Source organism: Streptomyces sp. NBC_00086, from assembly GCF_026343255.1.
In the GTDB taxonomy this organism is placed as follows: Bacteria; Actinomycetota; Actinomycetes; order Streptomycetales; family Streptomycetaceae; genus Streptomyces.
On record NZ_JAPELZ010000001.1, the window covers coordinates 5,847,742 to 5,872,912 of the forward strand.

The 25,171-nt window shown below is 72.5% G+C and carries 24 protein-coding genes and 1 riboswitch; of the genes, 9 read left to right on the plus strand and 15 right to left on the minus strand.

The genetic code is table 11. From position 1 onward, the window contains the following. Positions 1 to 77: 77 nt before the first annotated feature. Both OG276_RS26540 and OG276_RS26545 read right to left on the minus strand, forming a co-directional pair. Positions 78 to 428, minus strand: coding sequence for a DUF6193 family natural product biosynthesis protein (locus OG276_RS26540; RefSeq protein WP_266909209.1), 351 nt, complete (start codon positions 426 to 428; stop codon positions 78 to 80). Positions 429 to 573: 145 nt separating this feature from the next. Next, the gene (locus tag OG276_RS26545) at positions 574 to 1,818 is read right to left on the minus strand and encodes a cytochrome P450 (protein ID WP_266909210.1); all 1,245 of its coding nucleotides are present in this window, start codon (positions 1,816 to 1,818) and stop codon (positions 574 to 576) included. A gap of 275 nt (positions 1,819 to 2,093) precedes the next feature. Here OG276_RS26545 and OG276_RS26550 point away from each other — a divergent pair, with 275 nt between their 5' ends. Further along, positions 2,094 to 3,263 carry a steroid 3-ketoacyl-CoA thiolase gene (locus tag OG276_RS26550; protein ID WP_266877343.1) on the plus strand — a complete coding sequence of 390 codons (1,170 nt, stop codon included), beginning with the start codon at positions 2,094 to 2,096 and terminating at the stop codon, positions 3,261 to 3,263. Positions 3,264 to 3,427: 164 nt separating this feature from the next. Here the strand turns inward: OG276_RS26550 and OG276_RS26555 are convergent, their stop codons facing one another. The 7 genes from OG276_RS26555 to OG276_RS26585 form a co-directional block, all read right to left on the minus strand. Then, on the minus strand, positions 3,428 to 3,832 hold the full coding sequence (locus OG276_RS26555) for a transglycosylase SLT domain-containing protein (RefSeq protein ID WP_266909211.1): 405 nt from the start codon (positions 3,830 to 3,832) through the stop codon (positions 3,428 to 3,430). Positions 3,833 to 4,165: 333 nt separating this feature from the next. Then, positions 4,166 to 5,098, minus strand: coding sequence for an ECF transporter S component (locus OG276_RS26560; RefSeq protein WP_266909212.1), 933 nt, complete (start codon positions 5,096 to 5,098; stop codon positions 4,166 to 4,168). Further along, positions 5,095 to 7,176 (minus strand): ABC transporter ATP-binding protein, encoded by a 2,082-nt coding sequence (locus OG276_RS26565; RefSeq protein WP_266909213.1) that lies wholly within the window; start codon positions 7,174 to 7,176, stop codon positions 5,095 to 5,097. Before OG276_RS26565 ends, OG276_RS26560 begins: the two co-directional genes overlap by 4 nt. Further along, positions 7,173 to 8,513 carry an energy-coupling factor transporter transmembrane component T gene (locus OG276_RS26570; RefSeq protein WP_266909214.1) on the minus strand — a complete coding sequence of 447 codons (1,341 nt, stop codon included), beginning with the start codon at positions 8,511 to 8,513 and terminating at the stop codon, positions 7,173 to 7,175. The genes OG276_RS26565 and OG276_RS26570 overlap by 4 nt, the downstream gene beginning before the upstream one ends. Further along, complete coding sequence (locus OG276_RS26575) at positions 8,510 to 9,184, minus strand: SCO2322 family protein (RefSeq protein ID WP_266909215.1); 675 nt, start codon at positions 9,182 to 9,184, stop codon at positions 8,510 to 8,512. The genes OG276_RS26570 and OG276_RS26575 overlap by 4 nt, the downstream gene beginning before the upstream one ends. Continuing rightward, on the minus strand, positions 9,184 to 10,446 hold the full coding sequence (locus OG276_RS26580; RefSeq protein ID WP_266909216.1) for a prenyltransferase/squalene oxidase repeat-containing protein: 1,263 nt from the start codon (positions 10,444 to 10,446) through the stop codon (positions 9,184 to 9,186). The genes OG276_RS26575 and OG276_RS26580 overlap by 1 nt, the downstream gene beginning before the upstream one ends. A gap of 142 nt (positions 10,447 to 10,588) precedes the next feature. Beyond that, a riboswitch (cobalamin riboswitch) is annotated at positions 10,589 to 10,668 on the minus strand. A gap of 79 nt (positions 10,669 to 10,747) precedes the next feature. After that, positions 10,748 to 11,812 (minus strand): MBL fold metallo-hydrolase, encoded by a 1,065-nt coding sequence (locus OG276_RS26585; protein ID WP_266909217.1) that lies wholly within the window; start codon positions 11,810 to 11,812, stop codon positions 10,748 to 10,750. Between the two features lie 267 nt (positions 11,813 to 12,079). On the opposite strand from OG276_RS26585, the gene OG276_RS26590 reads away from it, so the two are divergent. The 3 genes from OG276_RS26590 (at position 12,080) to OG276_RS26600 (ending at position 14,731) form a co-directional block, all read left to right on the plus strand. Then, positions 12,080 to 13,558, plus strand: coding sequence for an aldehyde dehydrogenase (locus tag OG276_RS26590; protein WP_266909218.1), 1,479 nt, complete (start codon positions 12,080 to 12,082; stop codon positions 13,556 to 13,558). Then, positions 13,558 to 13,791, plus strand: a complete 234-nt coding sequence (locus OG276_RS26595; protein WP_266909219.1) for a ferredoxin — start codon at positions 13,558 to 13,560, stop codon at positions 13,789 to 13,791. Before OG276_RS26590 ends, OG276_RS26595 begins: the two co-directional genes overlap by 1 nt. A gap of 286 nt (positions 13,792 to 14,077) precedes the next feature. Then, positions 14,078 to 14,731, plus strand: coding sequence for a hypothetical protein (locus OG276_RS26600; RefSeq protein WP_266909220.1), 654 nt, complete (start codon positions 14,078 to 14,080; stop codon positions 14,729 to 14,731). A 28-nt stretch (positions 14,732 to 14,759) separates the two neighbouring features. On the opposite strand, the gene OG276_RS26605 is transcribed toward OG276_RS26600, so the two are convergent. Next, positions 14,760 to 15,428 carry a TetR family transcriptional regulator gene (locus OG276_RS26605; protein ID WP_266909221.1) on the minus strand — a complete coding sequence of 223 codons (669 nt, stop codon included), beginning with the start codon at positions 15,426 to 15,428 and terminating at the stop codon, positions 14,760 to 14,762. 260 nt (positions 15,429 to 15,688) lie between these two features. Between OG276_RS26605 and OG276_RS26610 the strand changes: the two genes are divergently transcribed. The 3 genes from OG276_RS26610 to OG276_RS26620 all read left to right on the plus strand — a co-directional run bounded on the left by OG276_RS26610 (position 15,689) and on the right by OG276_RS26620 (position 18,979). After that, positions 15,689 to 17,074, plus strand: a complete 1,386-nt coding sequence (locus OG276_RS26610) for a glycosyltransferase family 4 protein (RefSeq protein ID WP_266909222.1) — start codon at positions 15,689 to 15,691, stop codon at positions 17,072 to 17,074. Between the two features lie 61 nt (positions 17,075 to 17,135). Next, positions 17,136 to 17,894, plus strand: a complete 759-nt coding sequence (locus OG276_RS26615) for a class I SAM-dependent methyltransferase (protein ID WP_266909223.1) — start codon at positions 17,136 to 17,138, stop codon at positions 17,892 to 17,894. Further along, on the plus strand, positions 17,891 to 18,979 hold the full coding sequence (locus OG276_RS26620) for a prenyltransferase (RefSeq protein WP_266909224.1): 1,089 nt from the start codon (positions 17,891 to 17,893) through the stop codon (positions 18,977 to 18,979). The genes OG276_RS26615 and OG276_RS26620 overlap by 4 nt, the downstream gene beginning before the upstream one ends. 80 nt (positions 18,980 to 19,059) lie before the next feature. On the opposite strand, the gene OG276_RS26625 is transcribed toward OG276_RS26620, so the two are convergent. The 4 genes from OG276_RS26625 to OG276_RS26640 all read right to left on the minus strand — a co-directional run bounded on the left by OG276_RS26625 (position 19,060) and on the right by OG276_RS26640 (position 22,977). Then, the gene (locus OG276_RS26625; RefSeq protein ID WP_266909225.1) at positions 19,060 to 20,739 is read right to left on the minus strand and encodes a hypothetical protein; all 1,680 of its coding nucleotides are present in this window, start codon (positions 20,737 to 20,739) and stop codon (positions 19,060 to 19,062) included. Positions 20,740 to 20,753: 14 nt separating this feature from the next. Then, positions 20,754 to 22,094 (minus strand): hypothetical protein, encoded by a 1,341-nt coding sequence (locus OG276_RS26630; protein ID WP_266909226.1) that lies wholly within the window; start codon positions 22,092 to 22,094, stop codon positions 20,754 to 20,756. 164 nt (positions 22,095 to 22,258) lie between these two features. Beyond that, complete coding sequence (locus tag OG276_RS26635) at positions 22,259 to 22,453, minus strand: hypothetical protein (protein WP_266909227.1); 195 nt, start codon at positions 22,451 to 22,453, stop codon at positions 22,259 to 22,261. 221 nt (positions 22,454 to 22,674) lie between these two features. After that, positions 22,675 to 22,977 (minus strand): hypothetical protein, encoded by a 303-nt coding sequence (locus tag OG276_RS26640; protein ID WP_266909228.1) that lies wholly within the window; start codon positions 22,975 to 22,977, stop codon positions 22,675 to 22,677. Between the two features lie 127 nt (positions 22,978 to 23,104). Here OG276_RS26640 and OG276_RS26645 point away from each other — a divergent pair, with 127 nt between their 5' ends. Next, positions 23,105 to 23,749, plus strand: a complete 645-nt coding sequence (locus OG276_RS26645) for a hypothetical protein (protein ID WP_266909229.1) — start codon at positions 23,105 to 23,107, stop codon at positions 23,747 to 23,749. Positions 23,750 to 23,849: 100 nt separating this feature from the next. Further along, positions 23,850 to 24,263 carry a hypothetical protein gene (locus tag OG276_RS26650; RefSeq protein WP_266909230.1) on the plus strand — a complete coding sequence of 138 codons (414 nt, stop codon included), beginning with the start codon at positions 23,850 to 23,852 and terminating at the stop codon, positions 24,261 to 24,263. Positions 24,264 to 24,301: 38 nt separating this feature from the next. Here the strand turns inward: OG276_RS26650 and OG276_RS26655 are convergent, their stop codons facing one another. Beyond that, a complete protein-coding gene (locus tag OG276_RS26655; RefSeq protein ID WP_266909231.1) occupies positions 24,302 to 25,033 on the minus strand; it encodes a hypothetical protein in 732 nt (243 codons plus the stop codon). Between the last annotated feature and the right edge of the window lie 138 nt (positions 25,034 to 25,171).

Sequence of the window (25,171 nt, forward strand, 5' to 3'; positions counted from 1 at the left end):
GGGCTGGATTGAGGCCGGCGGGAGCTGGGTCTGGATTGGGGCTGGATAGGGCGGATGGGGGCTGGACCCCGGTCGGACTATTCGGCCGGTAGGTGGGATACGACCAGGGCTATCGCCGCCCGGGCCGTGTCCGTTTCGCCGAGGATGGTGGTTTGGCGGGGGCCTCGGACGCGGAAGCGGCCGTTGGGGAGGGGTTCTACGGCCGGGGCGGTCACGGCGAAGGGGTGGCCGGCGGAGGCGCTGAACCAGAGGGTGAAGTGGCTGGTGTACGGGTACAGCCGGCGGAGTTCCGGCTGTTCGCCGGCGGCCTCGATGAGGGCCAGGACCCCCTGGCTCATGGGCTCGGAACCGTCGCCGAGATCGACCATCCGCTGCCACGTCGTGGGCAGCCGCTGCCACCGTCTCGCGCTGGGGTCATCGAGGTTCATCCGGGCAGTCTGGGGTCCGGTCCGCCGCCAAGGCAATGATCCCGAAGGTGGCGGGATGGTAACGACCGGTGACTGGCAAGTAACAACCGAGGGACGGCAGGGGCCGTGCGTGGGAGGTGGGGCCCCTGCCGTCCTGGATCACGGGTCAGCCGTGGCTGACCCGCAGTTCCTTGATGCCGTTCAGCCAGGCCGCGCGCAGCCGGCGCGGGTCCTCTCCGGCGAGGCGCAGGTCCGGCAGGGCGTCGGCCAGGGCGTTGAACATCAGGTCGATCTCCATGATGGCCAGCGACTTGCCGAGGCAGAAGTGCGGCCCGCCGCCGCCGAAGCCCAGGTGTGGGTTCGGGTCGCGGGTGATGTCGAAGACGTCGGGGTTCTCGAAGACCTCGGGGTCGTGGTTGGCGGAGGAGTAGAACATGCCGACGCGGTCGCCGGCCTTGATCTTCTGCCCGCCCAGTTCGGTGTCCTGGGTCGCGGTGCGCTGGAAGGACACCACGGGGGTGGCCCAGCGGACGATCTCCTCGGCCGCCGTCGAGGGCCGGGTCGCCTTGTACAGCTCCCACTGCTCGGGGTGGGTCAGGAAGGCGTGCATGCCGTGGCTGATGGCGTTGCGGGTGGTCTCGTTGCCCGCGACCGCCAGCAGGAGGACGAAGAAGCCGAACTCGTCGGAGCCCAGGTTGCCCTGGCCCTCGGCGGCGACCAGCTGCGTGACGATGTCCTTGGCCGGGCATTCCTTGCGGGCGGCGGACAGGTTCATCGCGTAACCGATCAGCTCCGCCGCGGCGTTGCCGCCGACCTCGGCGGTGATCGCGTACTCCGGGTCGTCGTACGCGATCATCTTGTTCGACCAGTCGAAGATCCGGGACCGGTCCTCCTGAGGTACGCCGATCAGCTCGGCGATGGCCTGCAGCGGGAGCTCGCACGCCACTTGGGTGACGAAGTCGAAGCTGCCGTCCGCCGAGGCTTCGAGGGCCTCGGCGACGATCTTGCGGGCCCGGTCGCGCAGGGCGTCCTCCAGCCCGCGGATGGCCCGCGGGGTGAAGCCGCGCTGCACGATCTGGCGTACGCGGGTGTGTTCCGGCGGATCCATGTTCAACATGATCAATCGCTGGGCATCTATGGTCTCGCGCTGGATGTGCTCGTTGAAGCGGATGATCGCCGTGTTCGTCGTGGAGGAGAACAACTCCGGGTGCGTGGAGATGTACTTGACGTCCGCGTGCCGGGTGACGGCCCAGTACCCCTCGTCGTCGAAGCCGGTGATGCCCCGCTGCTGCGGGCACCACCACACGGGTGCGGTCTGCCGCAGCGATGCGAACTCGGGGTAGGGGACCCGGTCTTGGAGTACGTCCGGGTCGGTGGCATCGAAGCCTTCGGGCAGTGCGGGGCAGGTCATCGGGCGGCTCCAAAGTCTGACGGCCCATCAGAAGTTGGCTTGAAGGTAGTAACGAGTTCTAGAAGTGACAAGGGGCCCCGCGCCAACTGTTGCGTGTGGAATCCGTGGAAGCCGCGTGCAAGACCCTTGCGTACCGGGTGTTCTGGTCATAAGACTGCGGGGAGAACTAGAACGCGTACTAGTTCGGGTGGGGCGCCGGGACGGCCCGCCCGTCAGCTGAGGCGCGCTAGCCGATGCGCGCTGTGCGCTACGCAGGAGCAGGAGAGGACGAGCTCATGGCCGCGGAACCCGTCATCGTCGAAGCCGTACGCACCCCCATCGGCAAGCGCGGGGGCGCGCTCGCCAATCTTCACCCCGCCTACCTTCTCGGCGAGACCTACCGCGAGCTCCTCGCCCGCACCGGCATCCAGCCCGACTGCGTGGAGCAGATCGTCGGCGGCACCGTCACCCACGCCGGCGAGCAGTCGATGAACCCGGCCCGCAACGCCTGGCTGGCCATGGGCCTCCCGTACGAGACCGCCGCGACCACCGTGGACTGTCAGTGCGGCAGCTCCCAGCAGGCCAACCACATGGTCGCCAACATGATCTCCGGCGGAGTCATGGACATCGGCATCGCCTGCGGGGTCGAGGCCATGAGCCGCGTACCGCTCGGTTCCGGATCCAAGCACGGCCCCGGCAAGCCCTTCCCGGACGAGTGGAACGTCGATCTCCCCAACCAGTTCGAGGCCGCCGAGCGCATCGCCCGCCACCGGGGCCTGACCCGCGAGGACGTGGACAAGCTCGGGGTCCTGTCCCAGCAGCGGGCCGCCGCCGCGTGGGCCGAGGAGCGGTTCAAGCGCGAGACCTTCGCCGTGCAGGTGCCCACCACGGAGGCCGAGCAGGCCGCCGGGCAGGGCATGTGGCGGCTGGTCGACCGGGACGAGGGCCTGCGCGACACCTCCATGGAGGCGCTCGCCCGGCTCAAGCCGGTCATGCCGACCGCCGTGCACACCGCCGGGAACTCCTCGCAGATATCCGACGGCGCGGCCGCCGTGATGTGGGCCTCGCGCAAGATGGCCCGCGCGCTCAAGCTGCGGCCGCGCGCCCGGATCGTCGCCCAGACCCTGGTCGGCTCCGACCCGCACTTCCACCTCGACGGGCCGATCGACGCGACGCGGGCCGTGCTGGGCAAGGCCGGCATGTCCCTCAAGGACATCGACCTCGTCGAGATCAACGAGGCCTTCGCCTCCGTCGTCCTCAGCTGGGCCCAGGTCTTCGACCAGGACCTGGAGAAGGTCAACGTCAACGGCGGCGGCATCGCGCTCGGCCACCCCGTCGGCGCGACCGGAGCCCGCCTGATCACCACCGCGCTGCACGAGCTGGAGCGCCGGGACAAGGAGTTCGCGCTGATCACCATGTGTGCGGGTGGCGCGCTGGCGACGGGCACCATCATCCAGCGGCTCTAGCACTGCTGCGCCGCCTCTGGACCCAGTGGGATGGGATCGCGAAGGCCCCGGTGGCCGGACCTGGGGAGGTCGGCCGCCGGGGCCTTCGCATGCGGTGCGTGGGTACTGAGCGGGTGCTGCGTGAGTACCGCTGCGATACCGCTTCGTCTGCTGCCGCTGGTGGTTTAGTACCAGTGGTGGTTCTGCCAGAAGCTCCAGGCGCCCTCGGGGCTGCCGTAGCGGGAGTTCATGTAGTCCAGGCCCCACTTGATCTGGGTGGCCGGGTTGGTCTTCCAGTCCGAGCCCGCCGAGGACATCTTCGAGGCCGGCAGGGCCTGGACCAGGCCGTAGGCACCCGAGGAAGAGTTCGTGGCGGTGTGGTCCCAGCCGCTCTCACGGGAAACGATGTTGTTGAACGCCGCGAACTGCGCCGGGTCCTTGATCATCTGCTGAGCGATCGCCTTGGCACTCATCGGGGCGGCCTGCGCGGGAACGGCGGCCAGCATGGAGCCGGCGACACCCAGGGCGAGGACGGAACCGACGAGGGTCTTCTTCGAAGCGGCGATGCGGCGGATGACGGCGTTGGACACGGACGGACCTTTCGACGGGGGCAAGGACAGTCGCAGGCGTGCACGAGCCACTCACGTGAAAGAGAGGGGCTCACCGGCGGGAGCGGGAGACCCGGGGGTCTCCGTCCGCCTTGCGACTCATCCAGTTCTACGGGGGTAGAGCGCGCCTGGCAACGACCCCTCTTACTAGTGGTCCTCGCAGCCGGGGTGCAACGGCCCCTCTTGGGGTGGGTGGGCATCGCCGCTGGTGGGGGGCCGTGTACGGGGGTGGGCGCGGGCCGTTCAAGGACTACTATCCCGGGTCGTATGTGACCTAGGTCCTGTGGGGCGGGTCACCGGCGGACGGCCCGGATCTCACCCTCCGTGGCTGTTCGTACGCCTTCCAGGGGAAGGTTTGGGTGGATTTATGACCCCCAGATCGAAGGCCACAGGCGCGTCGAACGCCGCTTTCCGGGTCGCCCGCCGCAACGCCCTCAGCAGGGTCGCGCCGATCGTGAGGGTCAGTACGACGGTGAGCGCGGCCCGGCCCAGGTCCCAGCCCAGCGAGGTCGCCAGGCAGTACGCGAGGAAGCGCGCGAGGTTCGCCGGGACGGGGTCCCCGGGGTGGAAGGAGATGCCCTGGCCCATGCCCTGCAGGATCACCCAGCCCTGAAGGTTCATGATCGTGCCGTACGCGAACGAGCCGAGGAACCCGTACAGCGCGAGCATCGCCAGCTCGGCCCGCCCGCGGATCCGGTCCGGACCCGGCAGCAGCCCGGCGCCCAGCGAGAACCAGCCCATGGCCAGCATCTGGAACGGCATCCACGGCCCGACACCACCCGTGAGCAGGGCCGACGCGAACATCGTGACCGCGCCCAGGACGAAGCCGAAGCCCGGGCCGAGGACCCGGCCGCTCAGCACCATCAGGAAGAACATGGGCTCCAGACCGGCCGTACCGGCGCCGAGCGGGCGCAGCACGGCCCCCACCGCGGCCAGTACGCCGAGCATGGCGACGGCCTTGGCGTCCACCCCGTCGTCGGAGATGGTCGCGACGACCACACCGACCAGGAGGGGGAGCAGGGCCGCGAAGAGCCAGGGGGCGTCCTGGGCGTGGGCGAAACCGGACTGGCGGTCGGCGAGGAGCGGCCAGCCGAAGCCGGCGAGACCGATGAGGGTGACGAGGGCCAGGGCGGTGGCGGCGCGGGGGCCGATGCGGAGGGGGCGGGAACGGGGGCGGACGGCCGGGGCGGCGGGGCGGCTCGCGGCCGGGGTGCGGGCGGGGGTGGGGTCCGGGGTGGGGGTGCTCATGAGTCGGCCTGCGTGGAGAGGGCCGCCTCGACCTGGGAGACCGTGAGCCAGTGGCCCGGGGCCAGGATCTTGGCCACCTGCGGGGCGAAGGCGGGGGAGGAGACGACGACCTCGGCGGTCGGGCCGTCCGCGACGATCTCGCCGCCGGCCAGGATCACCACGCGGTGGGCCAGCTCTGCCGCGAGCTCCACGTCGTGGGTGGCCAGGACGATGGCGTGGCCCTCGGCGGCGAGCCCGCGCAGGATCTCCACGAGGCGGGCCTTGGCGGCGTAGTCCAGCCCGCGGGTCGGCTCGTCGAGCAGCAGCAGGGCCGGGCGGCCGGTCAGGACCAGCGCCAGGGCGAGGGCCAGGCGCTGGCCCTCGGAGAGGTCGCGCGGGTGGGTGTCGTCGGGGACGTCGGGCAGGAGCGCGGCGACGAGGGCACGGCACGTGCCGGGCGCCTGGCCGGCGTCGTGGTCGGCGGCGGTGCACTCGGCCGCGACGGTGTCCGCGTAGAGGAGGTCGCGGGGCTCCTGGGGGACGAGGCCGACGCGGGTCACCATCTCGGGGGGCGGCGTGAGGTGGGGCGTGCGGCCGCTGACCGTCACCTGGCCGGTGGTGGGCTCCAGCGTGCCGATGAGGGTGGCGAGGAGGGTGGACTTTCCGGCGCCGTTGCGGCCCATCAGGGCGATGGTCTCGCCCCTCGACACGGTGAGGTTGATGTCGCGGAGGACTTCGGCGCGGCCGCGGCGGAGGGAGACGGCCTTGACCGTGGCCGGGGTGGACCCCGTTGCCCCCGTTGCTCCGGTGGCTCCGGTGGCTCCGGTGGCTCCGGTGGCTCCGGTGGGGCCGGCCGGGGTCGGCTGGGGGGTGCGGAGGCCGCGGCGGCGCAGCCGGGCGAGCAGGCCGGGGCGGGGGCCCTGCGGGGGGCCGTCCCCTACCCACCCTTCGCCCGTTCCCCGGGGCTGCGCCCCGGACCCCTTGCGGGGCTGCGCCCCGGACCCCGCCGGAGGCTGCGCCTCGGCAACGGCACGGGGGTCCGTTCCGGGCGTGGCCTGGGGCTGCGCCCCGGACCCCGCCGGAGGCTGCGCCCCAGCACCGGCACGGGGGCCCGTTCCGGGCACGGCCGGGGGCTGCGCCCCGGCACCAGCCTGGGGCTCCGCCCCGGCCTCAGCCTGGGGCTGCGCCCCAGCACCGGCACGGGGGCCCGTGCCGGGCGTCGTTTCCGGCTGTGGCTTGGTGTTCGTTTCGGGATGGGGTGGGGTCGGTAGGGGTGGGGTGATGGTGGAGAGGCGGGTGCGGAGGGGGGTGGCTTGGCGGCGGGCGTCTCGGATGGAGAGGGGGAGGGGGGACCAGGCTGCCAGGCGGCCCAGGGCTACCACCGGGGGGTGGACCGGGGAGATGGCCATGATGTCCGACGGGGTGCCCAGGACGGGGGGTGCGGTGGGGGAGGGGAGGAGCAGGACGCGGTCGGCGTACTGGACCACTCGCTCCAGGCGGTGCTCCGCCATCAGGACGGTCGTGCCCAGGTCGTGGACCAGGCGTTGCAGGACGGCCAGGACTTCTTCCGCCGCCGCCGGGTCCAGGGCCGAGGTGGGCTCGTCCAGGACCAGGACGCGCGGGTGCGGGGTCAGGACCGAACCGATCGCCACCCGCTGCTGCTGGCCTCCGGACAGGGTGGCGATGGGGCGGTCGCGCAGGTCGTTCAGGCCGAGGAGGTCGAGGGTCTCCTCGACGCGGCGGCGCATGACGGAGGGCGGCAGGCCCAGGGACTCCATGCCGTAGGCGAGCTCGTCCTCGACGACGTCCGTCACGAAGTGCGCCAGCGGGTCCTGGCCGACCGTGCCGACGACGTCCGCGAGTTCCCGCGGCTTGTGCGTGCGCGTGTCGCGGCCGGCGACCGTGACCCGGCCCTTGAGGGTGCCGCCGGTGAAGTGCGGGACCAGGCCCGAGACCGCCCCGAGCAGGGTGGACTTGCCGACGCCGGAGGGGCCGACCAGGAGGGTCAGCTCCCCTTCGGGGAGCGTGAAATCGGCGTGCGCGAGGGAGGGGGCGGTCGCGCCCTCGTAGGTCACCGATACGTCTTCGAAGACGATCACGGGCGGGGTGCCTCCTTCTGCGGTGAGGGGGGTAGGGGGGCCACCAGCGCCGGGAGGAGGCCGATGAGGATCGCCGCGGCCGGCCAGAGCGGGAGGGTCGGGACGACGAGGGGGACGACGCCGGGGCGCAGGGCCTCCGGGTCCAGGGACGCGGCCCGGATCAGCAGCGCCGCCACCGCCGCGCCCGACCCGGCGACCAGCCAGGCCCGTACGCCCCACCGGTCGGGCCGGTAGCGGGTTCGGATCGACCGGCGGCCGCCGAGGCGCAGCCCGGCCAGGGCCAGGAGGAGGGAGAAGAGGAGGAGGGTGAGGCCGTATCCGGCGCCCTCCGCCGCCATGAGCCCGTACGTGCCCGCGCAGATGCCGAGCAGCCCGCCGAGGGTGAGCACGTTGGTGGTGTGGCGCACGGCGGCCGGGACCTGCGCGGTGCGGCCGTAGCCGCGGGCGTCCATGGAGGCGGCGATGGCGACCGAGCGTTCCAGTGCGCCTTCCAGGACCGGCAGGCCGATCTGGAGGATCGCCTTGACCCCGCCCGTGGGGCGGCCGCGCAGGCGGCGGGCCGTACGCAGGCGGACCACGTCCGCGACCATGTTCGGCGCGAAGGTCATCGCGACGACCACGGCCACGCCGACCTCGTACAGGGCCGCGGGCAGCGACTTCAGCAGCCGAGCCGGGTTCGCGAGGGCGTTGGCGGCGCCGACGCAGATGAGGAGCGTGGCCAGCTTCATGCCCTCGTAGAAGGCGAACACGAGCTGCTCGGCGGTGACCCGGCCACCCAGCCGGATGCCCTGCGTCCAGTCCGGGAGCGGGATCTCCGGGAGGGTGAAGAGGATGTGCGCGCCGGGGATGGGGGAGCCGAGGAGCATGGAGAAGACGAGGCGCAGCCCGATGACGAAGAGCCCGAGCTTGACGAACGCCCCGTAGGAACGCGCCCACGGGGCGTCGGTACGGCGGGCCGCGACCACGTACCCGGCGACGCCGACGATCAGGCCGAGGAGCAGCGGGTTGGTGGTCCGGGAGGCGGCGGTGGCGAGCCCGAGGGCCCAGAGCCACCAGGCACCCGCGTGCAGGGCGTTGCCACGCGATGCCTCGGGGGCCTGCCATTTCTTCTTGTACGTCGGCACGCGCGGGGTGCGGATCGCCCCGGCGGGGGCGTTCGGGCCGGTCGGGGGCGGGACGTAGCCTGACGCGCCGTGGGGCGTGCGCCCGGCCTGCGGCCGGGCGGGGTTCCCACCCGCACCACCCGTGCGGGTGGGCGGGCGGGAGCGGGTGGCCCTGATGCTGGGTTGCCCGCCGTCGGCGACCGTCCCGCCGTCCTGCGTGGGGCCGTCCGTCATCGGGTGCGGCGGCGGGACTGCCAGAACGCGGCTGCGCCCAGGGCGGCCACCGCTGCGATGCCCGCGAGGAGGCCCGCCGACGGGCCCCCGCCGTTCGGGTCGGATTCGGCGGTCGGCTCGCCCGGGGCGGTGGCCGTTGCCGTGGCCGTGACGGTGTCCTCGACGGGTTCGCCGCAGCCCCGCTTCGGGTAGCCCGAGACCGCGCACAGCAGCGCCGCGCTGTTGTAGCGCAGCGGCTTGGCCACCTCGGCCAGCGCCTCGGCCGTCGTGGCGTCCGGGGCGACCTGCGCGCACGCCGTGCGCGGAGCGTCCTGCGGCGGGGTCTCGCCCGCCTGGGCTTCGGCGGGCGTGCCGAAGTCGATGACCAGGGCGATCCGCTTCTTGCCCGCCACCGGGGCGGTGCCCGAGCAGATGGCCGCGAAGTCGGCGTCCGCGCGCGGCGGGGCGGCCTGATCGGCCGCGTCCTTGCTCACCACGAAGTGGAAGCCCTGCACGGAGCCGTCCGCCGGGCGCAGCGAGGAGGGGCCCTGGGTGGCGTACGCCCACGTGCCGCCCGCGCCGTCCCAGAACGACCAGTAGCGGTAGGTCGAGGCCAGGGCGGGCGAGGCGGCCAGCACCGTCAGGATGACGCCGAGCACGAGGACCGGCAGAGCCGGACGGCGGCGGCGCATCAGAGCTGGTTCTTCTTCCGGCGGCCGCTCAGCACGATGCCGATGCCCATGCCGGCCGCGGCGCCCGCGAGGATCATCCACCAGACGTTGCTGCCGGAGTCCTTCTCCTTCTTCTCGTCCTTCTTCTCCGCCGGCTGGTCGGACGCCTTCGCGGAGGCGCTCTGCGGCGCGGGGCCCGTCGCGTTCAGGGCCGCGACCAGGTCGGTGCCGCCGAAGGACTTCGGGTCGGTGCCGGTCGCGTGCGCGGCCAGGACCAGGGTGCCCAGGGCGGCCGGGCTGCCCTTGGACCACTCGGCGGAGTTGGTCTTCAGCCACTCCAGGGCGCCCGCCGCGGACTGCTTGTGCCCGGCCGCGGCCAGGGCGATGACCGCGTCGGCGGTGTTGCCGGTGTCCGGGGTCGGCTGGTCGGCGCCCGGGGTGAGGGCGGTGAGGTGGCCGTCCTTCTTCAGGGCCTGCGCCAGGTATCCGGCCGCGCCCTGGGCCGCCGCCGCCGGGTCACCGGCGGTCGCCGGGCAGGCGAGCGCGGCCGCGGGGGCGTCCGTGGGAGAGGAGGAGGGGGAGACGAGCGCGCCCTTGCCGAGGCCGGCCAGTACGGCGGCGGCCGTCGCGTCGGCGTTGGCGGGGAGCTTGCCGTCGGCCGTCGGCTGGTAGGCGAAGGCACCCCGGTCGGCGGCCGGCTCGGCCGAGCAGCCGAGCTGGAAGGCGAGCAGACCCTCGTACGCGGACTTGCCGTCCTTGGACTTGACCTCGGTCGGCTTCTCGCCCGCCGCCGACAGCGCGCTGATCACCACGGAGGTGGAGCTGGCCTCGCTCGGGGAGCCGGGGACGTAGGCCCAGCCGCCGTCCGCGTTCTGGACGGACTTCAGCCAGTCCACGCCCTTCTTCACGACCGCGTCCTGGCCGCCGAGCGCCTTCAGCGCCTGCACGGCCACCGCGGTGGCGTTCGTGTCGAGCATCGTCTTCGCGTCGCACGCGGCGGCGGTGTCCGCGCGGAAGGAGGCGAAGCCGCCGTCGGCGCACTGCTGCCCGACGAGCCAGTCCACGGCCTGCTGCGCGGGCTTCACGCCCACGGTGTGCTGGGCGAGCAGCGCGAACGACTGCCGCCACACTCCGTCGTACGTCGGGTCGTTCTTGCCGTAGAGCCCGGAGGGGACCACGGGCGCCGGGGACGGGGTGGCGACATCGGCGAGGGCCGCGGGGGCCGCGCCCACGCAGAGCACGGCGGAGGCGGCGAGCGTGGCGGCGCTGCGGCGGACGTTCATGGCGGGGCGGGTGCCTCTCGTGCTGGGGACCCGGAGGCAGGCAGCACAGCAGCGGAGGCTGGCACCGGGCTCCGGCTCCGTTTACCTCGACGGTGCCGGCCGCCGGAGGCCCCGGCGGCACGAGCCGCGCACCTCCGGAACGGGGCAATCCGGCTCCCCGCCCCGATGCTGCCGGGGAGGATCACGGTTGCGGGTCAGCGCCGGATTCGCACCGGCTTCCCCCCGTACGGAAGTGTGGACGACGCCCATACTCTACCGGCCCGTAGCTCCGGTGCCGGGTGGCGCCGCCCACCAGCACCCCTTACACGGCGCGGTACGTCACGGGGTCGGTGCCCGGCACCGCCTCCGCGCGGCCCTGCTTCACCAGGCGCCGCAGGTGGGCCTCCGCTTCGGAGACGGCGATGTTCCGGGAGCCGTACGGGATCTGTTCCCAGGGCCGGTTCCACTCCATCCGCTCCGCCAGCGCCCACGGGGTCAGCGGCTCGGCGGCGAGCAGTTCGCGCAGCCCGGTCAGCCGGTCCTCGTGGTGGTCCAGGAGTTCCCGTACGCGGCCCTGCGCGTCGGTGAAGGCGTGCTGGTGGGCCGGGAGCACCTCGGCGGGCTGGAGGCGGCCGATGCGTTCGAGGGAGTCGAGGTAGTCGCCGAGGGGGTCGGTGACCCGCTCGGAGGAGGGGTCCTCGTAGAGGCCGATGTGCGGGGAGATCCCGGGGAGCAGGTGGTCCCCGGAGAAGAGGCGGCCGTTGCCGGGCAGGTTCGCCGGGTGCTTCTCCTCCAGGTGCAGGCAGACGTGGCCGGGGGTGTGCCCGGGGGTCCAGATCGCCCGCAGCCGGCGGCCCGCCAGCGGCAGCAGCTCGGCGGGCACGATCTCCCGGTCGGGGACGGCGGCCCGCAGCCCCGGGAGGGTGCTCATGCGGCCGCTCGCGCGGGCGGCGCGCAGCGGGGCGATGTGCTCCTCGGGGGCTCCGGAGGTGGCCAGCTTCTCGGCCATGTAGTCGAACCAGACGCCGGGTTCGGAGGCCCGGGTCCGCACCACGATCTCGGTGTCGGCGGCGTGCATGGCGATCCAGGCGCCGGAGGCCTCGCGGACCTGGCCGGACAGTCCGTGGTGGTCCGGGTGGTGGTGGGTGATGACCACGCCGTGCACGTCGGCGACGGCGATGGACAGGGCGCCGAGGCCGGCGACGAGGGTGTCCCAGGACTCGGGGTCGTCCCAGCCGGTGTCGACGAGGACCGGACCGCGGTCGGTGTCGAGGACGTGGACGAGGGTGTGGCCGAGCGGATTGTCGGGGATGGGGACCTTGATGCCCCACACGCCGCCGCCGTGATCGGTGACGTGAGGTGTCACGTCTGGGGTGTCCTCTGCCATGAGGGGCTCCGCTCTAACGAGAACAGGTCTAACGAGAACAGGTCCGACGAACCAACGGGAACAGGTCTGCGGACCAACGAGAACAGGTCTAACGAGAACGTGTTGCATTAGTCGCCCAAGTCGACCACTTCTGCGGGCTCCTGACTAGTCGTTGGATCTTCGGGGTCTCGCGCGAACCGGCGAGAGGGCGGTTCGGTCAGTGCCGTGGACTCCTAGAACTAGAACTGGTATCAGTTCTGCAACGCCAAGCCGCAGGAGGCATCAGCCATGACCGAGCTCGTGGAACACGGAAAACTGTTCATCGGCGGTGAGTGGACGGATCCGCTGGGCTCCGACACGATCAAGGTCGTCTCGCCCCACACCGGGCAGGTCATCGGCAGCGTCCCGCACGCCTCGAAGGCGGACGTCGACCGGGCCGTCGCCGTGGCCCGCAAAGCCTTCGACGAGGGCCCCTGGCCGCGCACCACGCTCGAAGAGCGGATCGCCGTCGTCACCCGGATCAAGGACGCGATAGGCGCCCGCTACGAGGAGATCGCCGCCTCGATCAGCTCCCAGAACGGCTCCCCGTACTCCTGGAGCATCATGGCCCAGGCGCTCGGGCCGATGATGGTCTACGACGCCGCGATCACCGTGGCCCGCGACTACCCCTACGAGGAGTACCGCCAGGGCGCACTCGGCCCGATCCTCGTCCGGCGCGAGGCCGTCGGCGTCGTCGCCGCCGTCATCCCGTGGAACGTCCCGCAGTTCGTGGCCGCCGCCAAGCTGGCGCCCGCGCTCCTCACCGGCTGCACGGTGATCCTCAAGCCGTCCCCCGAGGCGGTCCTCGACTCCTACATCCTCGCCGACATCGCCAGCGAGGCCGGGCTGCCCGAGGGCGTGCTGTCGATCCTGCCCGCCGACCGCGAGGTCAGCGAGTACCTCGTCGGCCACCCGGACGTGGACAAGGTCGCCTTCACCGGCTCCGTCCCCGCCGGCCGGCGGGTCATGGAGGTCGCCTCGAAGAACCTCACCCGCGTGACCCTCGAACTGGGCGGCAAGTCCGCGGCCGTCATCCTCCCGGACGCCGACCTCGCCACCGCCATCGCCGGCATCGTCCCCGCGGCCTGGATGAACAACGGCCAGGCCTGCGTGGCCCAGACCCGCGTCCTCGCCCCGCGCAGCCGCTACGAGGAGATCGCCGAGGCGCTCGCCGCCGCGGCCTCGGCGCTGGTCGTCGGCGACCCGATGGACCCCGCGACGCAGCTCGGCCCGCTGGTGGCCAGGCGGCAGCAGCAGCGCTCGCTCGACTACATCCGGATCGGCCAGGAGGAGGGCGCCAAGGTCCTGTCCGGTGGCGGGCGTCCGGCCGGCTCGGACCTGGACCAGGGCTGGTACGTGGAGCCGACCCTCTTCGGAGACGTCGACAACTCGATGCGCATCGCCCGCGAGGAGATCTTCGGCCCGGTCGTCTGCCTGATCCCGTACGGGGACGAGGCGGAGGCCGTACGGGTCGCCAACGACTCGGAGTTCGGGCTCAGCGGCAGCGTCTGGACCGGTGACGTCGAGCACGGCATCGACTTCGCGCGGCAGGTGCGGACCGGCACCTTCAACGTGAACACCTTCAGCCTGGACATGCTCGGGCCGTTCGGCGGCTACAAGAACAGCGGCGTCGGGCGGGAGTTCGGTCCGGAGGGGCTGAGCGAGTACCTGGAGCACAAGATGATCCACCTCCCGGCAGGGTACGCACCCCCCGCGGCCGGTGCGTGATGGGTGACCGGTGGCACGTCGAGGTGGACCGCGGGGTCTGCATCGGCTCGGGGATGTGCGTGAACCACGCCCCTGAGGGCTTCGCCCTCGACACGGCGCGGCAGTCGCACCCGCGGCTGGCGGAGACGGACGCGAGCGAGCCGGTGCTCGCGGCGGCCGAGGGGTGCCCGGTCGAGGCCATCGCGATCACGCTGCTGGGCAGTGGCGAGGCGGTGTTCCCTCCGGAGGAGTGAGGGGGTCGCCGGGGAGCCCGGGGGCCGGGACCAGGGTGCGGGGGCCGGTGCTGGGCTCCCGGCCTGGGCCGGGCCGGGCCCCAGGTATCCCAGGCCCCCGGCCCGTTGCCGAGTGCGGCGCCGTTGCCGTTGCCGTGGGCGACCAGTCCCCGCACCCCTGCGCCTCCCACGCCGCCGGGGCTGATTCCGGCCGGCGTCGGCCTGAATGGGTCGACGTGTGAGACTCCTGTTGCGACGGCCCGGCGCACGTGGACGGGCGGCACGGTGAGGGTGGGGGACGAGCGGTATGCGCAGGAACGGGTGGGCGGCCGGAGCGTTGCTCGGGGCGATGGCGGCGATGGTGGCGACGCTGGCGACGGGCTGCGGGACGGCCGGCGACGGCGGGAGCGCGGACGCGTCGGCCAAGGCATCGGCCCAGGCGTCTACCAAGGCATCGGCACCGGCGTCCGCATCGACGTCGGGCGGCTCCGCCTCGCCCGCGGTCACGGGCGCCTTCGGCAAGGAGCAGGCAGCAGCCGACGTGGTCGCCGCCACGGCCGCGGCCGACCTGGGGCAGTCCGGGGAGACGGCCACCGCGACCCCGGACCCGGCGGACCCGAAGGCCAAGCGCCGCGCCGAGGTACTGGCCTGCGCGGCGCCCTGGCAGACGACCGTGCCCGCCGGCGACGCCGTGAAGGCGTACGAGGCCACCATCGCGACGCTGGAACAGCGCGGGTGGAAGCGCGGGGAGCGCCGGCAGGTGGACATGCTCACCCAGACGACCCTGACCAAGCAGGGCTGGACGGTGCTCGCCCGCCGCTACGACTTCTCCGGCGGCAAGGGCGCCGGGATGGGCATGCCCGACATGCTGTCCTTCATGGCCACGGACCAAGCGTGTGCGGAGCGTTTCACGGACGCCGAACTCGAAGACGCCTTCAAGGACGACGAAGCACAGGGTTAGCCCCGCCCCCGCCCCCGCTACGGCGGGATCAGGACTTTTTCGCAGGCGCAGCAGGGGCCGTCGTCGGGGGCTCCGGGGCCGTGAGGTCGATCAGGCGGCAGACCGTTTCGATGTCGATCTTCACCTGGGCGATCGACGCGCGGCCCGAGAGCCAGGTGATCAGGGCCGAGTGCCAGGTGTGCTCGATGACCCGGACCGCGGAGAGCTGTTCCGCCGTCGGCGGGGCGTCCAGGCCCATCGCGTCCAGGATGATCGCCGTCGTGAGGCGGGACACCGTGTCCACCTCGGGGCTCACGCTGCGGTCCGCGAAGGTGAGGGCCCGGACCATCGCGTCCGCCAGCTGCGGCTCGCGCTGCAGCGCGCGGAAGGCGCGCATCAGGGTCTCCGCGACCCTGGCCGCGGGCTCGTCCCCGGCCGGCGGGCGCTTGCGCAGCGTTCCGTGCATGTGCTGGAGCTGGTCCTGCATGGTCGCGACGAGCAGGTGCACCTTGGAGGGGAAGTACCGGTACAGGGTGCCCAGGGCCACGCTGGAGGACTCCGCCACCTCCCGCATCTGCACCGCGTCGAAGCCGCCCCGGCTCGCCAACTGGGCGCTGGCGTGCAGGATCCTCCTGCGGCGTGCCTCCTGGCGCTCCGTCAGGGGCGGAGACGCCGGTGTGGTGACGGCTGGGGTCACGGCCTTCGCTTCCGCTGTCATCTGTCCCGTTCCGGTTCCAAGGCGTTTCAGTTCCAGGGCGTTCAGGTCTGCGCCGGGGCGACCGCGCGCGCTGCCCCGGGCTGTCGTGCGCCCCAGCATGGCAGGCGCCCGATCCGTGGCGCGAATCACCCGCCACCCCTCTTACGGTGTGGTTTCCGGCCGGTAGATTCAATGCTCTTCAGCGGATCAAGTCTGAAACTTGTTCTACATTATCCGAGCGGTTACGCTCCGGCGAAAGTGCAGGGAGAAGGGGGCCGAGAGTGACCGCAGAGGCCATGGTGACGAGCCCTCTCACGGGTTCGGCCGCCGACGGCGGCCGCCCGTTGCGGATCGCACTCCTCACCTATAAGGGGAACCCGTTCTGCGGTGGCCAGGGCGTCTACGTCCGCCACCTGGCGCGCGAGCTCGTGAAGCTGGGCCACAGTGTCGAGGTCATCGGCGCGCAGCCCTACCCGGTGCTCGACACCGACGCCCTCACCGGCGCCGGCGCCACCCTCACCGAGCTGCCCAGCCTGGACCTCTACCGCAGCCCCGACCCGTTCCGCACCCCCAAGCGCGACGAGTACCGCGACTGGATCGACGCCGTCGAGGTCGCGACCATGTGGACCGGCGGATTCCCCGAGCCGCTGACCTTCTCGCTCCGCGCCCGCCGCCATCTCGCGGCCCGGGCGGGCGAGTTCGACGTCATCCACGACAACCAGACGCTCGGCTACGGGCTGTTGGCGGACCTCGGTGCCCCGCTGGTCACCACCATCCACCACCCCATCACCGTCGACCGCGAGCTGGACCTGGCCGCCGCCAAGGGCCGCAAGAAGCGCGCCTCCGTGCGGCGCTGGTACGGGTTCACCCGCATGCAGGGCCGCGTGGCCCGGCGGCTGGCCTCCGTGCTCACCGTCTCCGGCTCCTCCAAGAAGGAGATCGCCGAGCACCTCGGTGTCCGGGACGAGCGCATCCACGTCGTCCACATCGGCGCCGACACCGACCTGTGGTCGCCCGACGCCTCCGTGGCCGAGGTGCCCGGGCGGATCGTGACCACCTCCAGCGCCGACGTCCCGCTCAAGGGGCTCGTGCACCTCGTCGAGGCGCTCGCGAAGCTCCGTACCGAACAGCCCGACGCCCACCTCGTCGTCGTCGGCAAGCGGGCCGAGCAGGGCCCGGTGGCCCGTGCGATCGAGACGTACGGACTCCAGGACGCCGTCCGCTTCGTCAAGGGCATCACCGACACCGAGCTCGTCGACCTCGTCCGAAGCGCCCAGATCGCCTGCGTGCCCTCGCTGTACGAGGGCTTCTCGCTCCCGGCCGCCGAGGCCATGGCCACCGGCACCCCGCTGGTCGCCACCACCGGCGGCGCGATCCCCGAGGTCACCGGCCCCGACGGCGAGAGCTGCCTCGCCGTACCGCCCGGCGACGCGGGCGCGCTGGCCGCGGCCCTGGGCCGGCTGCTGGGCGACCCCGAACTGCGCACCCGGCTCGGCGCCGCCGGCCGCGAGCGGGTGCTGTCCCGCTTCACCTGGGCCAAGGCCGCCGAGGGCACCGTGGTTCACTACCGCGCCGCCATCGAGCGGGCGGCGGCGGGCGCGCAGGATCCAAGGGCTCTGAAGGCCTCCAAGCCCTCGAAGGCCGCGAAGGCCGCAACGACCCGGTGACCTCCACCTTCCGTCCGATGCAGTTCCCCTCCCCACCCCGCGACCGCGAAGGCAGGACCACGTGCTGACCGTCGATTTCTCCCGGTTCCCGCTCGCCGCAGGCGACCGCGTACTCGATCTGGGCTGCGGCGCAGGCCGGCACGCCTTCGAGTGCTACCGGCGCGGCGCCCAAGTGGTCGCCCTCGACCGCAACGGCGAGGAGATCCGCGAGGTCGCCAAGTGGTTCGCCGCGATGAAGGAGGCGGGCGAGGCCCCGGCCGGCGCCACCGCCACCGCCATGGAGGGCGACGCCCTCGCGCTGCCCTTCCCCGACGAGTCCTTCGACGTCGTCATCATCTCCGAGGTGATGGAGCACATCCCCGACGACAAGGGCGTCCTCGCCGAGATGGTCCGCGTCCTGAAGCCCGGCGGACGCATCGCCATCACCGTGCCGCGCTACGGCCCCGAGAAGATCTGCTGGGCGCTCTCCGACGCCTACCACGAGGTCGAGGGCGGCCACATCCGCATCTACAAGGCGGAGGAGCTGCTCGGCAAGATGGAGTCCGCGGGCCTCAAGCCGTACGGCACCCACCACGCGCACGGCCTGCACTCGCCGTACTGGTGGCTCAAGTGCGCCTTCGGCGTCGACAACGACAAGGCGCTGCCCGTCAAGGCGTACCACAAGCTCCTGGTCTGGGACATCATGAAGAAGCCCGCGCTCACCCGGCTCGCGGAGCAGGCCCTGAACCCGGTCATCGGCAAGAGCTTCGTCGCCTACGCCACCAAGCCGCACCTCCCCGTGGACGCTGCCGCGGCCGAGGCCGTGGGCGCCGCGCAGTGAGCTCTCCCGGGCGCACCGCACCCGAACACCTCGTCCTGGACGGCGTACTGACGGCCGATCAGGCCGCCGCCACCGTCGCCGGGATCCTCGCCGCGCAGCGCGCCGACGGGGCCATACCCTGGTTCCGCGGGCACCACCTCGACCCGTGGGACCACACCGAGGCCGCCATGGCCCTCGACGCCGCAGGCGAGCACGAGGCCGCCGAGCGGGCCTACGACTGGCTGGTCCGCCACCAGAACGACGACGGCTCCTGGTACGCGGCCTACGCCGACCGCGAGGACGGGGTCGACACCCGCGAGCCGCAGGACGCGAGCCGGGAGACCAACTTCGTCGCGTACCTCGCCGTCGGCGTCTGGCACCACCACCTGTCCACCGGCGACGAGGCCTTCCTCGACCGCATGTGGCCGGCCGTGTACGCGGCCGTCGAGTTCGTCCTGCGGCTCCAGCAGCCGGGCGGCGAGATCGGCTGGAAGCGCGAGCCCGGCGGCGAGGACGTCACGGACGCGCTGCTCACCGGCTCCTCCTCCATCCACCAGGCGCTGCGCTGCGCGCTGGCCATCGCCGAGTACCGGGGCGATCCGCAGCCCGACTGGGAACTGGCCGCGGGCGCCCTCGGGCACGCGATACGCCGGCACCCGGAGCGGTTCCTGGACAAGTCCCACTACTCCATGGACTGGTACTACCCGGTCCTCGGCGGGGCACTGACCGGCGCGGAGGCGAAGGCCCGGATCGAGGAGCGGTGGGAGGAGTTCGTCGTACCGGACCTCGGCGTACGGTGCGTGCTGCCGAACCCCTGGGTGACCGGCGGGGAGTCCTGCGAACTGGCGCTCGCGCTGTGGGCGACGGGGGAGTCGGACCGGGCCCTGGAGATCCTGCGCTCGATAGGCCACCTGCGGGCCGACAACGGCATGTACTGGACCGGGTACGTCTTCGACGACCGGGCGGTCTGGCCCGTGGAGCAGACCACCTGGACGGCGGGCTCGCTCCTCCTCGCGGTGGCCGCCCTGGGCGGCGACGAGGCCACGGCCCAGGTCTTCGGCGGCCAGACCCTGCCGACGGGCCTGGAACCGGACTGCTGCGGCTAGCGACTGGCGGCCGACGGCCGAAGCAAAGCGGGCACGGGCGCGATCTGCGCCCGTGCCCGCTTTACGTCTCGCGACCTGCCCTACACCACGTCGACGTGGTCCTCGCGCCCGATGGCGGCGTAGTACGGATCGGTGGCGTCGAGGTAGTGGATCTGCCAGGTGCCGTCCTGACGGGTGGTGACCTTGGTGAGGAACGAGCCGTTGGCGGCGGTCGTCGCGCTGCCCTGGTAGGTCCAGCCGGAGCCGGTGGCATCGGCCTTGAAGTAGACGCGGACCCGCTGGCCGGCGAGCGGCAGCCAGGCGGTACCGGACTTCACCTGGAGGGTGCCGCCGGCGTTGATCCGGGTACCGGCGGGGATCCCCTCGGGGGCCAGGTTGTCGCCGACGATCCGGGTCGTCTTGCGGGTGAGCCTGCCCACCCGGGCGGTGGGGCCGATGTCGGCGGCGCCGGCGTAGCTCAGGCGGACGTAGTGGCCGTCCTGCGCCGCCGTGTGCTTCACCTGCTGGCTGAAGGTCGTCCCGAAGGCGGTGGTGAAGGACTTCACCGTCTTCCACCCCGTCTTCCCGTCCGGGGACATCTGTACGTCGACCGTGGCCCGGGCCCCTGCGGGTGCGGACCCCTGCTGGAGGGCCAGCTGGCCGGCGACGGTGATCGTCCGGTTCTTGTCCGCACTGACGCTGAACGGCGTGAAGCCGGTGGTGTGCGTGGCGTCCACGGCCAGGCGGGAGGAGAGCTCGCCGGTGAACCACCCGTTGTTCCACCCCGGCGGGAGCAGCTCCACGCGTGCGTACCCGTCCCGCGTGACGGGGTAGGGCAAGTCGAAAGCGCCGGCGGCGTCACTGTTCCGCTGGAGCAGCGAGCAATGGTCGGCCGCACACCCCTCGTTGGACAGCCTCACCACCATGCCCGCCAGCGGTCGGACGGTGCCGTCGGAGGCGGTCCAGGTCACGACTCCCTGCACGGGCACCTGGCTGCCGTAGCGCCCGGTGATCCCCGCGGTGGGCTGCCGGATGGTGAGTTTGGCGGGGGTCGCACGCACCTGAAGGTCCAGGGCGCGCTCTGCCCTGTCGTCGTAGGGCCCCGATTCCGGGGCGAACGAGGCATCGAGTCCGGGATCTCCTTCACCGCCGTCGAACTGGAAGAGGGTCGCGAAGCGGCCCGCGCCGTCGGTGGTCAGACGCTCTTTCAGATGGTGGCCCCGGACGGTGAGGTCCACCGGGGCGTCCGCCAGCGGCTTCACCTCGTGGGTACGGGGGTGCTCGGCCACCAGGGTGCCGGAGGCCTTCCCGCCGCGCCGCTCGTAGGAGAGCACCGGAGTACTGGACACCAGCGAGGTGAACCGGGGGTTGAGCGCGTAGGCGAAGCCCCATGCGTCCTTGCGGTGCACCGTCTCGTCCTCGGCGCCCTTGTGGAGAACGATGTCGAGGTCGTACATGCCCATCTCGTCAAGGACGACCGGGGCCGATTCGGCCACGCTGCTGAAGCAGTGGTCATCCTCGGTGGCCACGCACTTCCAGGTACCGACCCCGACCTCGGCCGCGACCGTCTGGCCGCCCTTGGGCCGGACCCGGAGCGTCGTGGTCCCGTCGATCGACTCGTCGTTGTGCAGCTGGATGCGGAACTCGCCGCCGGACTGCACGACAATCACGCGGGGCGGGAAACGGATGTCGTCGGCGTGCGCCACGGAGCCGAGGCCGAGGCCGGATGCGGCCGTGGTGACGGCCAAGGCGATGCCGAGCGATGTCATCAGCTTGTTCAAGGATCCTCCGGGCATCACGGGTTCACCACCGTGAGGTTGGGGCTGGTGCCGGGCTCGAGTTGCTTGGAGCCCGCGAAGTGGACGCGCCAGAACCCGCCGGCGGGGAAGGTGCCCGGCTCGAGCGTGCGGTTGATCGGCCCGGTGCGCCAGTGGGCCATGGTCTTGTACGTCTTCCAGCCGGTCTTGCCGTCGGCCGAGTGCTGGATGAGGTACGGGTCCCGTTCGGTGTTCGTGCCGTAACCGAGCCGGGTGCTGCCCTGGATGGTCAGACGGCCCTGCGGGTCCTTGATCGCCTTCATGTTCAGGAAGGCGAGGGTCCGGTCGACCTTGACGGTGACCTTGGCCGGGGAGACGCTGTCGATCAGTGCTCCGGGACCGTGGGTCACCGTGAGCACGCCGTCTCCGTGCAGGGTGTACCGCGACCAGGTGAAGTCGGGTCCCTCTCCTGACGTGCCGAACCATCCGCACTTGTAGCCGACGCCGGGCACCCAGACTTCGCAGGGCTCCCGCTCGCTCAGCAGGTTGCTGTCGGCGAGGGGATGCAGTGTGCCGTCCCCGCCCTGGTAGAAGACCTTGCCCGCGATGCTGAAGCGGCTCCCGTATCCCGGTGCCAACGAAGACGGGCCGCTCAGTGTGACGACGACCTTGCGCTTCTCGACGGGAACCACCGTCGTGGCCGGGGCGGCGCCCGCGGCTTCGGCCTTTACGGCCGTGCTGGTGTTCCGCGAGGTGTAGGTGAAGGTGGTGGAGAACGTGCCGTCGTTCTCGGTAACCGCCGCCTTCGGTATCTCCTCATCGAGCCCGCCGACGAACTTGAGCAGCACCTTCCGTCCCTTGAGCGGGGTCTCGGCGCGGGTCCGCGGGTCGCGCACGACCAGCTTGCCGGTGAGGTTCGCCGTCGGCTTCTCCAGGGAGACCGGCTCGCTCGGCGGGGTCAGGGTGAGCGCGGGGTGCGGCAGGTAGCGCAGCTCGCCGCTGTCGGCGCAGCTGACGGACTTGCCCGCGGCGTCGGTGTACCGGACGTCGAGGTCGTAGCGGCCGAGTGCCGCGAGTGCGGGCAGCGCGGCGGAGCGGTGGCGCACGCCGAAGCCGGGCCGTGCCGCGGACTCGAAGCCCCCGGCGCTGGCCAGCACCTTCGTCGTGCCCGGGGTGCGAACGTCGACCCGGAGGTCCTTCAGGGCGCCGAAGGCGTCGACCTGCACCCGGGCCGCGTCGGCCGGATCGGTCGAGGCGATCACGTCACAGGCGCCGTCGGCCGTAGCGGCGAGGCTGGCCGGTGCGGCGGCGACCATCGTCGCGGCGATACCGAAAGCGGCAACGAGAGCCGTTGCCGTGCGAGTTGTCCTGGCGGACATCGGTGGATGTCCTCCCGTCTCCTGGTGATCCGAGGGCCGGGCCGGATCGGCCCTGCCCGGTTTTCTGTGCTGCCTGCGCCCGTGCGGGATCCTGTGCGGGGCGGGCATGGCGGGACCCCCGTACCGGCCTCGCCCGCCCCGCATCCGGCTGCGCGCGGCACGCGTCAGCGCACGGCGGCGTAGTCCTCGCGGTGGTGCGCCCGTCCCCCGGCGGAGACGGCGAACAGGAAGACGCCGAGGGGTTCCCCCGGGGCGGCCGTCACCTGGTCCGGCGCGGCGGCCGGGGCGGCGGGCGCGGCCGGCGGGTGGGGTGCGGAGTGGGCGGGCAAGGCCGCCTCCATCGCCGTGTTCTTCTTCACTGGAGCCCCCCGGGCGAAGTCCAACTGATCAACTCTCGCCCGTACGACCCACGGCGGGCACGGATGGTTGCCCTCGTATGCAGGAATTCCCGAAGGAAGCGCGCGCGGCCGCCGACGGCATGCCGCAGCTCGCCCTCCGGCCGACGGGAGGGCGAGCGGTGTTCGACGTGCGGCAGCGGACCACCGGGCCCACCGGCCTCGGTGCCGCGCTGCTGGGCCGTCTAGCGGCGGTAGAGCCGGCCCGCGATGGCGTGGCCGATGACGATGTAGGCGACGGCCGCGATGCCGTAGCCGACCACCACCTGGATCCAGTCGCGGTCGAAGGTGAACAGGTCGTAGGACCAGCCGGCCAGCCAGCTCGCCGCGTCGTGGATGAAGTCCACCAGGGCGTTGCCCTGGTTGGCGTCCAGCAGGTACAGCAGGATCCACAGGCCGATGATGAAGGCCATGACGTCCGCCACGACCGCGACGGCGCGGCCCGCCTGGCTGCTTCCTCTGGTGTGCACTCGCGTGTGTGTGGGCATGCCGCTCGTCTTGCCGCTTCCCGGCCGGGTAAACCCGAAGGCGCATACCCGAACGGGTCCCCCGGGTGGCGGAGTCGGGTGGCCGGGGTGAGGCTGCGGGGGACGCCTCAGTCCCCGGAGGAAACCCGTGTCCCTACCCACCACAGCCGTTCGTTTCCGCCGTGCCCTCACGGCGGTTCTCCTGTCCTGCGCCCTGCTCGGCGGTGCCACCGCCTGCGGCTCGGGCGGTGGCGACAAGACCGCCGCCGGTCAGGCCGACGAGGTCTCGGTGGCCATGGCCGCGTTCGCCGAGGCCGACGCCGCGGCCTCGGCCGAGGACGCGGAAGCGGCCGCCGCCACGCCCTCGGCCACCACCCCGGCGGAGAAGCAGAAGTTCGCCAAGGCCCGCTTCGTCGCCAACGCGGGGCTCGCGGCCGGTGCCACCTACCAGTGGATCATCAAGCCGTACCGTGACGGCAAGTTCAAGAAGGGCACCAAGGGCCGGACCTTCGCCCTGGTGAAGGCGGGCCTCGCGGGCGCCTTCGCCTACAACCGGCTGAAGGCGGCCACCGAGAACGCCAAGGGCGACCCGTTGCTGTCGAAGGCCGTGGGCCCGCTGACGGCGGGCATCGACTCCCTCAAGGGTCTCGGCTCCAAGCTGCGCAAGGGCCAGGCGGGCGACGCCGACATCGGCGCCTTCGAGGACGTCATCAACAGCGTCAAGGAGGCCGGGAAGAGCGCGGGCGCCACGGTGACCGACAAGATTCCGAGCGCCGGGCAGCTGACCGGCTGAGCACAGCCGCCGCCTTCGCGGTGTCGCCGTCCTGGAACAGGCCGGACCGGAACATTCCGGTCCGGCCTGTTCCCTCTGTTTCACCTGTTTGAATGGGTCGGTGATCGAGTACGTGGTCCTCGCCGGCGCCGCCGCCGGAACCGGCTGGCTGATGCGCCGCAAGCACCTGAGGCGCCAGTCCGTCGCGCCCGTGCCGGGGCTCCCCTGCATGGCACGCCGGCCCGCGGGCGCCGGCCGCTGGCGCAGCGGCCGGGTGTACGCGGACCGGGGCGCGGCCCGCTGGGTGCCCGGCCGGGGCGAGCCCGTGGCCCTGACCGGCGGCCGGGCCACCGGCGTACGGGCGCCCTCCGTGAAGGAGGGCATCTCCATCAACCCGGGCTCGCGCATCGTGACCGTCGAATTCGCGGGGGACGGCGGCGGCATGGAGATCGCCGTGATGCCGCTGGACCTGCGGGAACTGCTGGCCGCGGTGGAGCCGGCGGATCCGGACCCGGCCCCGGAAGAGACGGCTTAAGGCCTGTGCCCTGGGACGGGCCCGGTTCGTGGGCGCCGTCACGGGACGTAGCGGACGTCCTTGAGGGGTGCTGCTCGCTGTGCGCCGAACGCCTCCACGACGCTGCCGCCGGCGCCGGTGTGCACGACCTGGAGCGCGACGCGGGCGTCCTGCTCGCGCAGGTCGATCCGGACGCGGGGGGAGCCGCCTTCGGGCTCCATGTCCACGATCCGCCCATCGGGGTAACCGGCCCGCCTGAGCGCGGCCCGCACCTCGGTGGCGTTCGGCCCGATGCCCTTGAGGGCGGTGGTGACGTGGGCGCCGAACGTGTCGGCGAAGCAGATCTCGGGCGCGGCGAGGGGGACCGGCTCGAGGAGTTCGGTGTCGGGAATGCGGGCGGCCGAGGCGTCGGGCGCGTCGGCCGAGGCCGGGTCGGCCGAGTCCCGGCCGGGGGGCAGGGGCACGCGGTCCCCGGCCTCGCCGGGCACGCGGTCCCCGGAGGGGGCCGGGGGGGAGGGCGGGACATCGTCGGGGCCGAGGACCTTGCCGGTCTTCGTGTCGTCCAGCGGCGGGCAGCCGTCAGTGACCTTGAGGGACAGCTCCATGAACGCGAACGCCCGCTCGCCGGTGACGTCACCCCCACCGCCCTCGCCGCCCCCCTCGGCCACGGAGGCGACGCGTTCCGCGTCGATCTTGGTTCCGGCGGCGCCGCCGGCGGAGGTGCCGGCGCAGGCGGTGAGGGTGAGCGCACCCAGTACGAAGGCGGCTGCGGCATAAGCGATTCGGGGCATGTGATCAACGTAGGGCGGCTCGGCGGCTCGGCGGCACGGCCGTGAGTACCCGTACTCACGTGTGAGCGGAGGAACGACTCACCACGGTGCGGGGGCTGTTGGCCGGGCGGCGCGGGCCAGGCGAGATCCGAAAGAGAC

What these genes read in the sequence shown, in the direction of transcription:
- OG276_RS26640 (WP_266909228.1), bottom strand. Translation starts at nt 22,977, where the DNA reads ATGCCCACACACACGCGAGTGCACACCAGAGGAAGCAGCCAGGCGGGC.
- OG276_RS26560 (WP_266909212.1), bottom strand. Translation starts at nt 5,098, where the DNA reads ATGAGCACCCCCACCCCGGACCCCACCCCCGCCCGCACCCCGGCCGCG.
- OG276_RS26600 (WP_266909220.1), top strand. Translation starts at nt 14,078, where the DNA reads ATGCGCAGGAACGGGTGGGCGGCCGGAGCGTTGCTCGGGGCGATGGCG.
- OG276_RS26575 (WP_266909215.1), bottom strand. Translation starts at nt 9,184, where the DNA reads ATGCGCCGCCGCCGTCCGGCTCTGCCGGTCCTCGTGCTCGGCGTCATC.
- OG276_RS26585 (WP_266909217.1), bottom strand. Translation starts at nt 11,812, where the DNA reads ATGGCAGAGGACACCCCAGACGTGACACCTCACGTCACCGATCACGGC.
- OG276_RS26590 (WP_266909218.1), top strand. Translation starts at nt 12,080, where the DNA reads ATGACCGAGCTCGTGGAACACGGAAAACTGTTCATCGGCGGTGAGTGG.
- OG276_RS26605 (WP_266909221.1), bottom strand. Translation starts at nt 15,428, where the DNA reads ATGACAGCGGAAGCGAAGGCCGTGACCCCAGCCGTCACCACACCGGCG.
- OG276_RS26570 (WP_266909214.1), bottom strand. Translation starts at nt 8,513, where the DNA reads ATGACGGACGGCCCCACGCAGGACGGCGGGACGGTCGCCGACGGCGGG.
- OG276_RS26595 (WP_266909219.1), top strand. Translation starts at nt 13,558, where the DNA reads ATGGGTGACCGGTGGCACGTCGAGGTGGACCGCGGGGTCTGCATCGGC.
- OG276_RS26630 (WP_266909226.1), bottom strand. Translation starts at nt 22,094, where the DNA reads ATGTCCGCCAGGACAACTCGCACGGCAACGGCTCTCGTTGCCGCTTTC.
- OG276_RS26550 (WP_266877343.1), top strand. Translation starts at nt 2,094, where the DNA reads ATGGCCGCGGAACCCGTCATCGTCGAAGCCGTACGCACCCCCATCGGC.
- OG276_RS26655 (WP_266909231.1), bottom strand. Translation starts at nt 25,033, where the DNA reads ATGCCCCGAATCGCTTATGCCGCAGCCGCCTTCGTACTGGGTGCGCTC.
- OG276_RS26545 (WP_266909210.1), bottom strand. Translation starts at nt 1,818, where the DNA reads ATGACCTGCCCCGCACTGCCCGAAGGCTTCGATGCCACCGACCCGGAC.
- OG276_RS26580 (WP_266909216.1), bottom strand. Translation starts at nt 10,446, where the DNA reads ATGAACGTCCGCCGCAGCGCCGCCACGCTCGCCGCCTCCGCCGTGCTC.
- OG276_RS26540 (WP_266909209.1), bottom strand. Translation starts at nt 428, where the DNA reads ATGAACCTCGATGACCCCAGCGCGAGACGGTGGCAGCGGCTGCCCACG.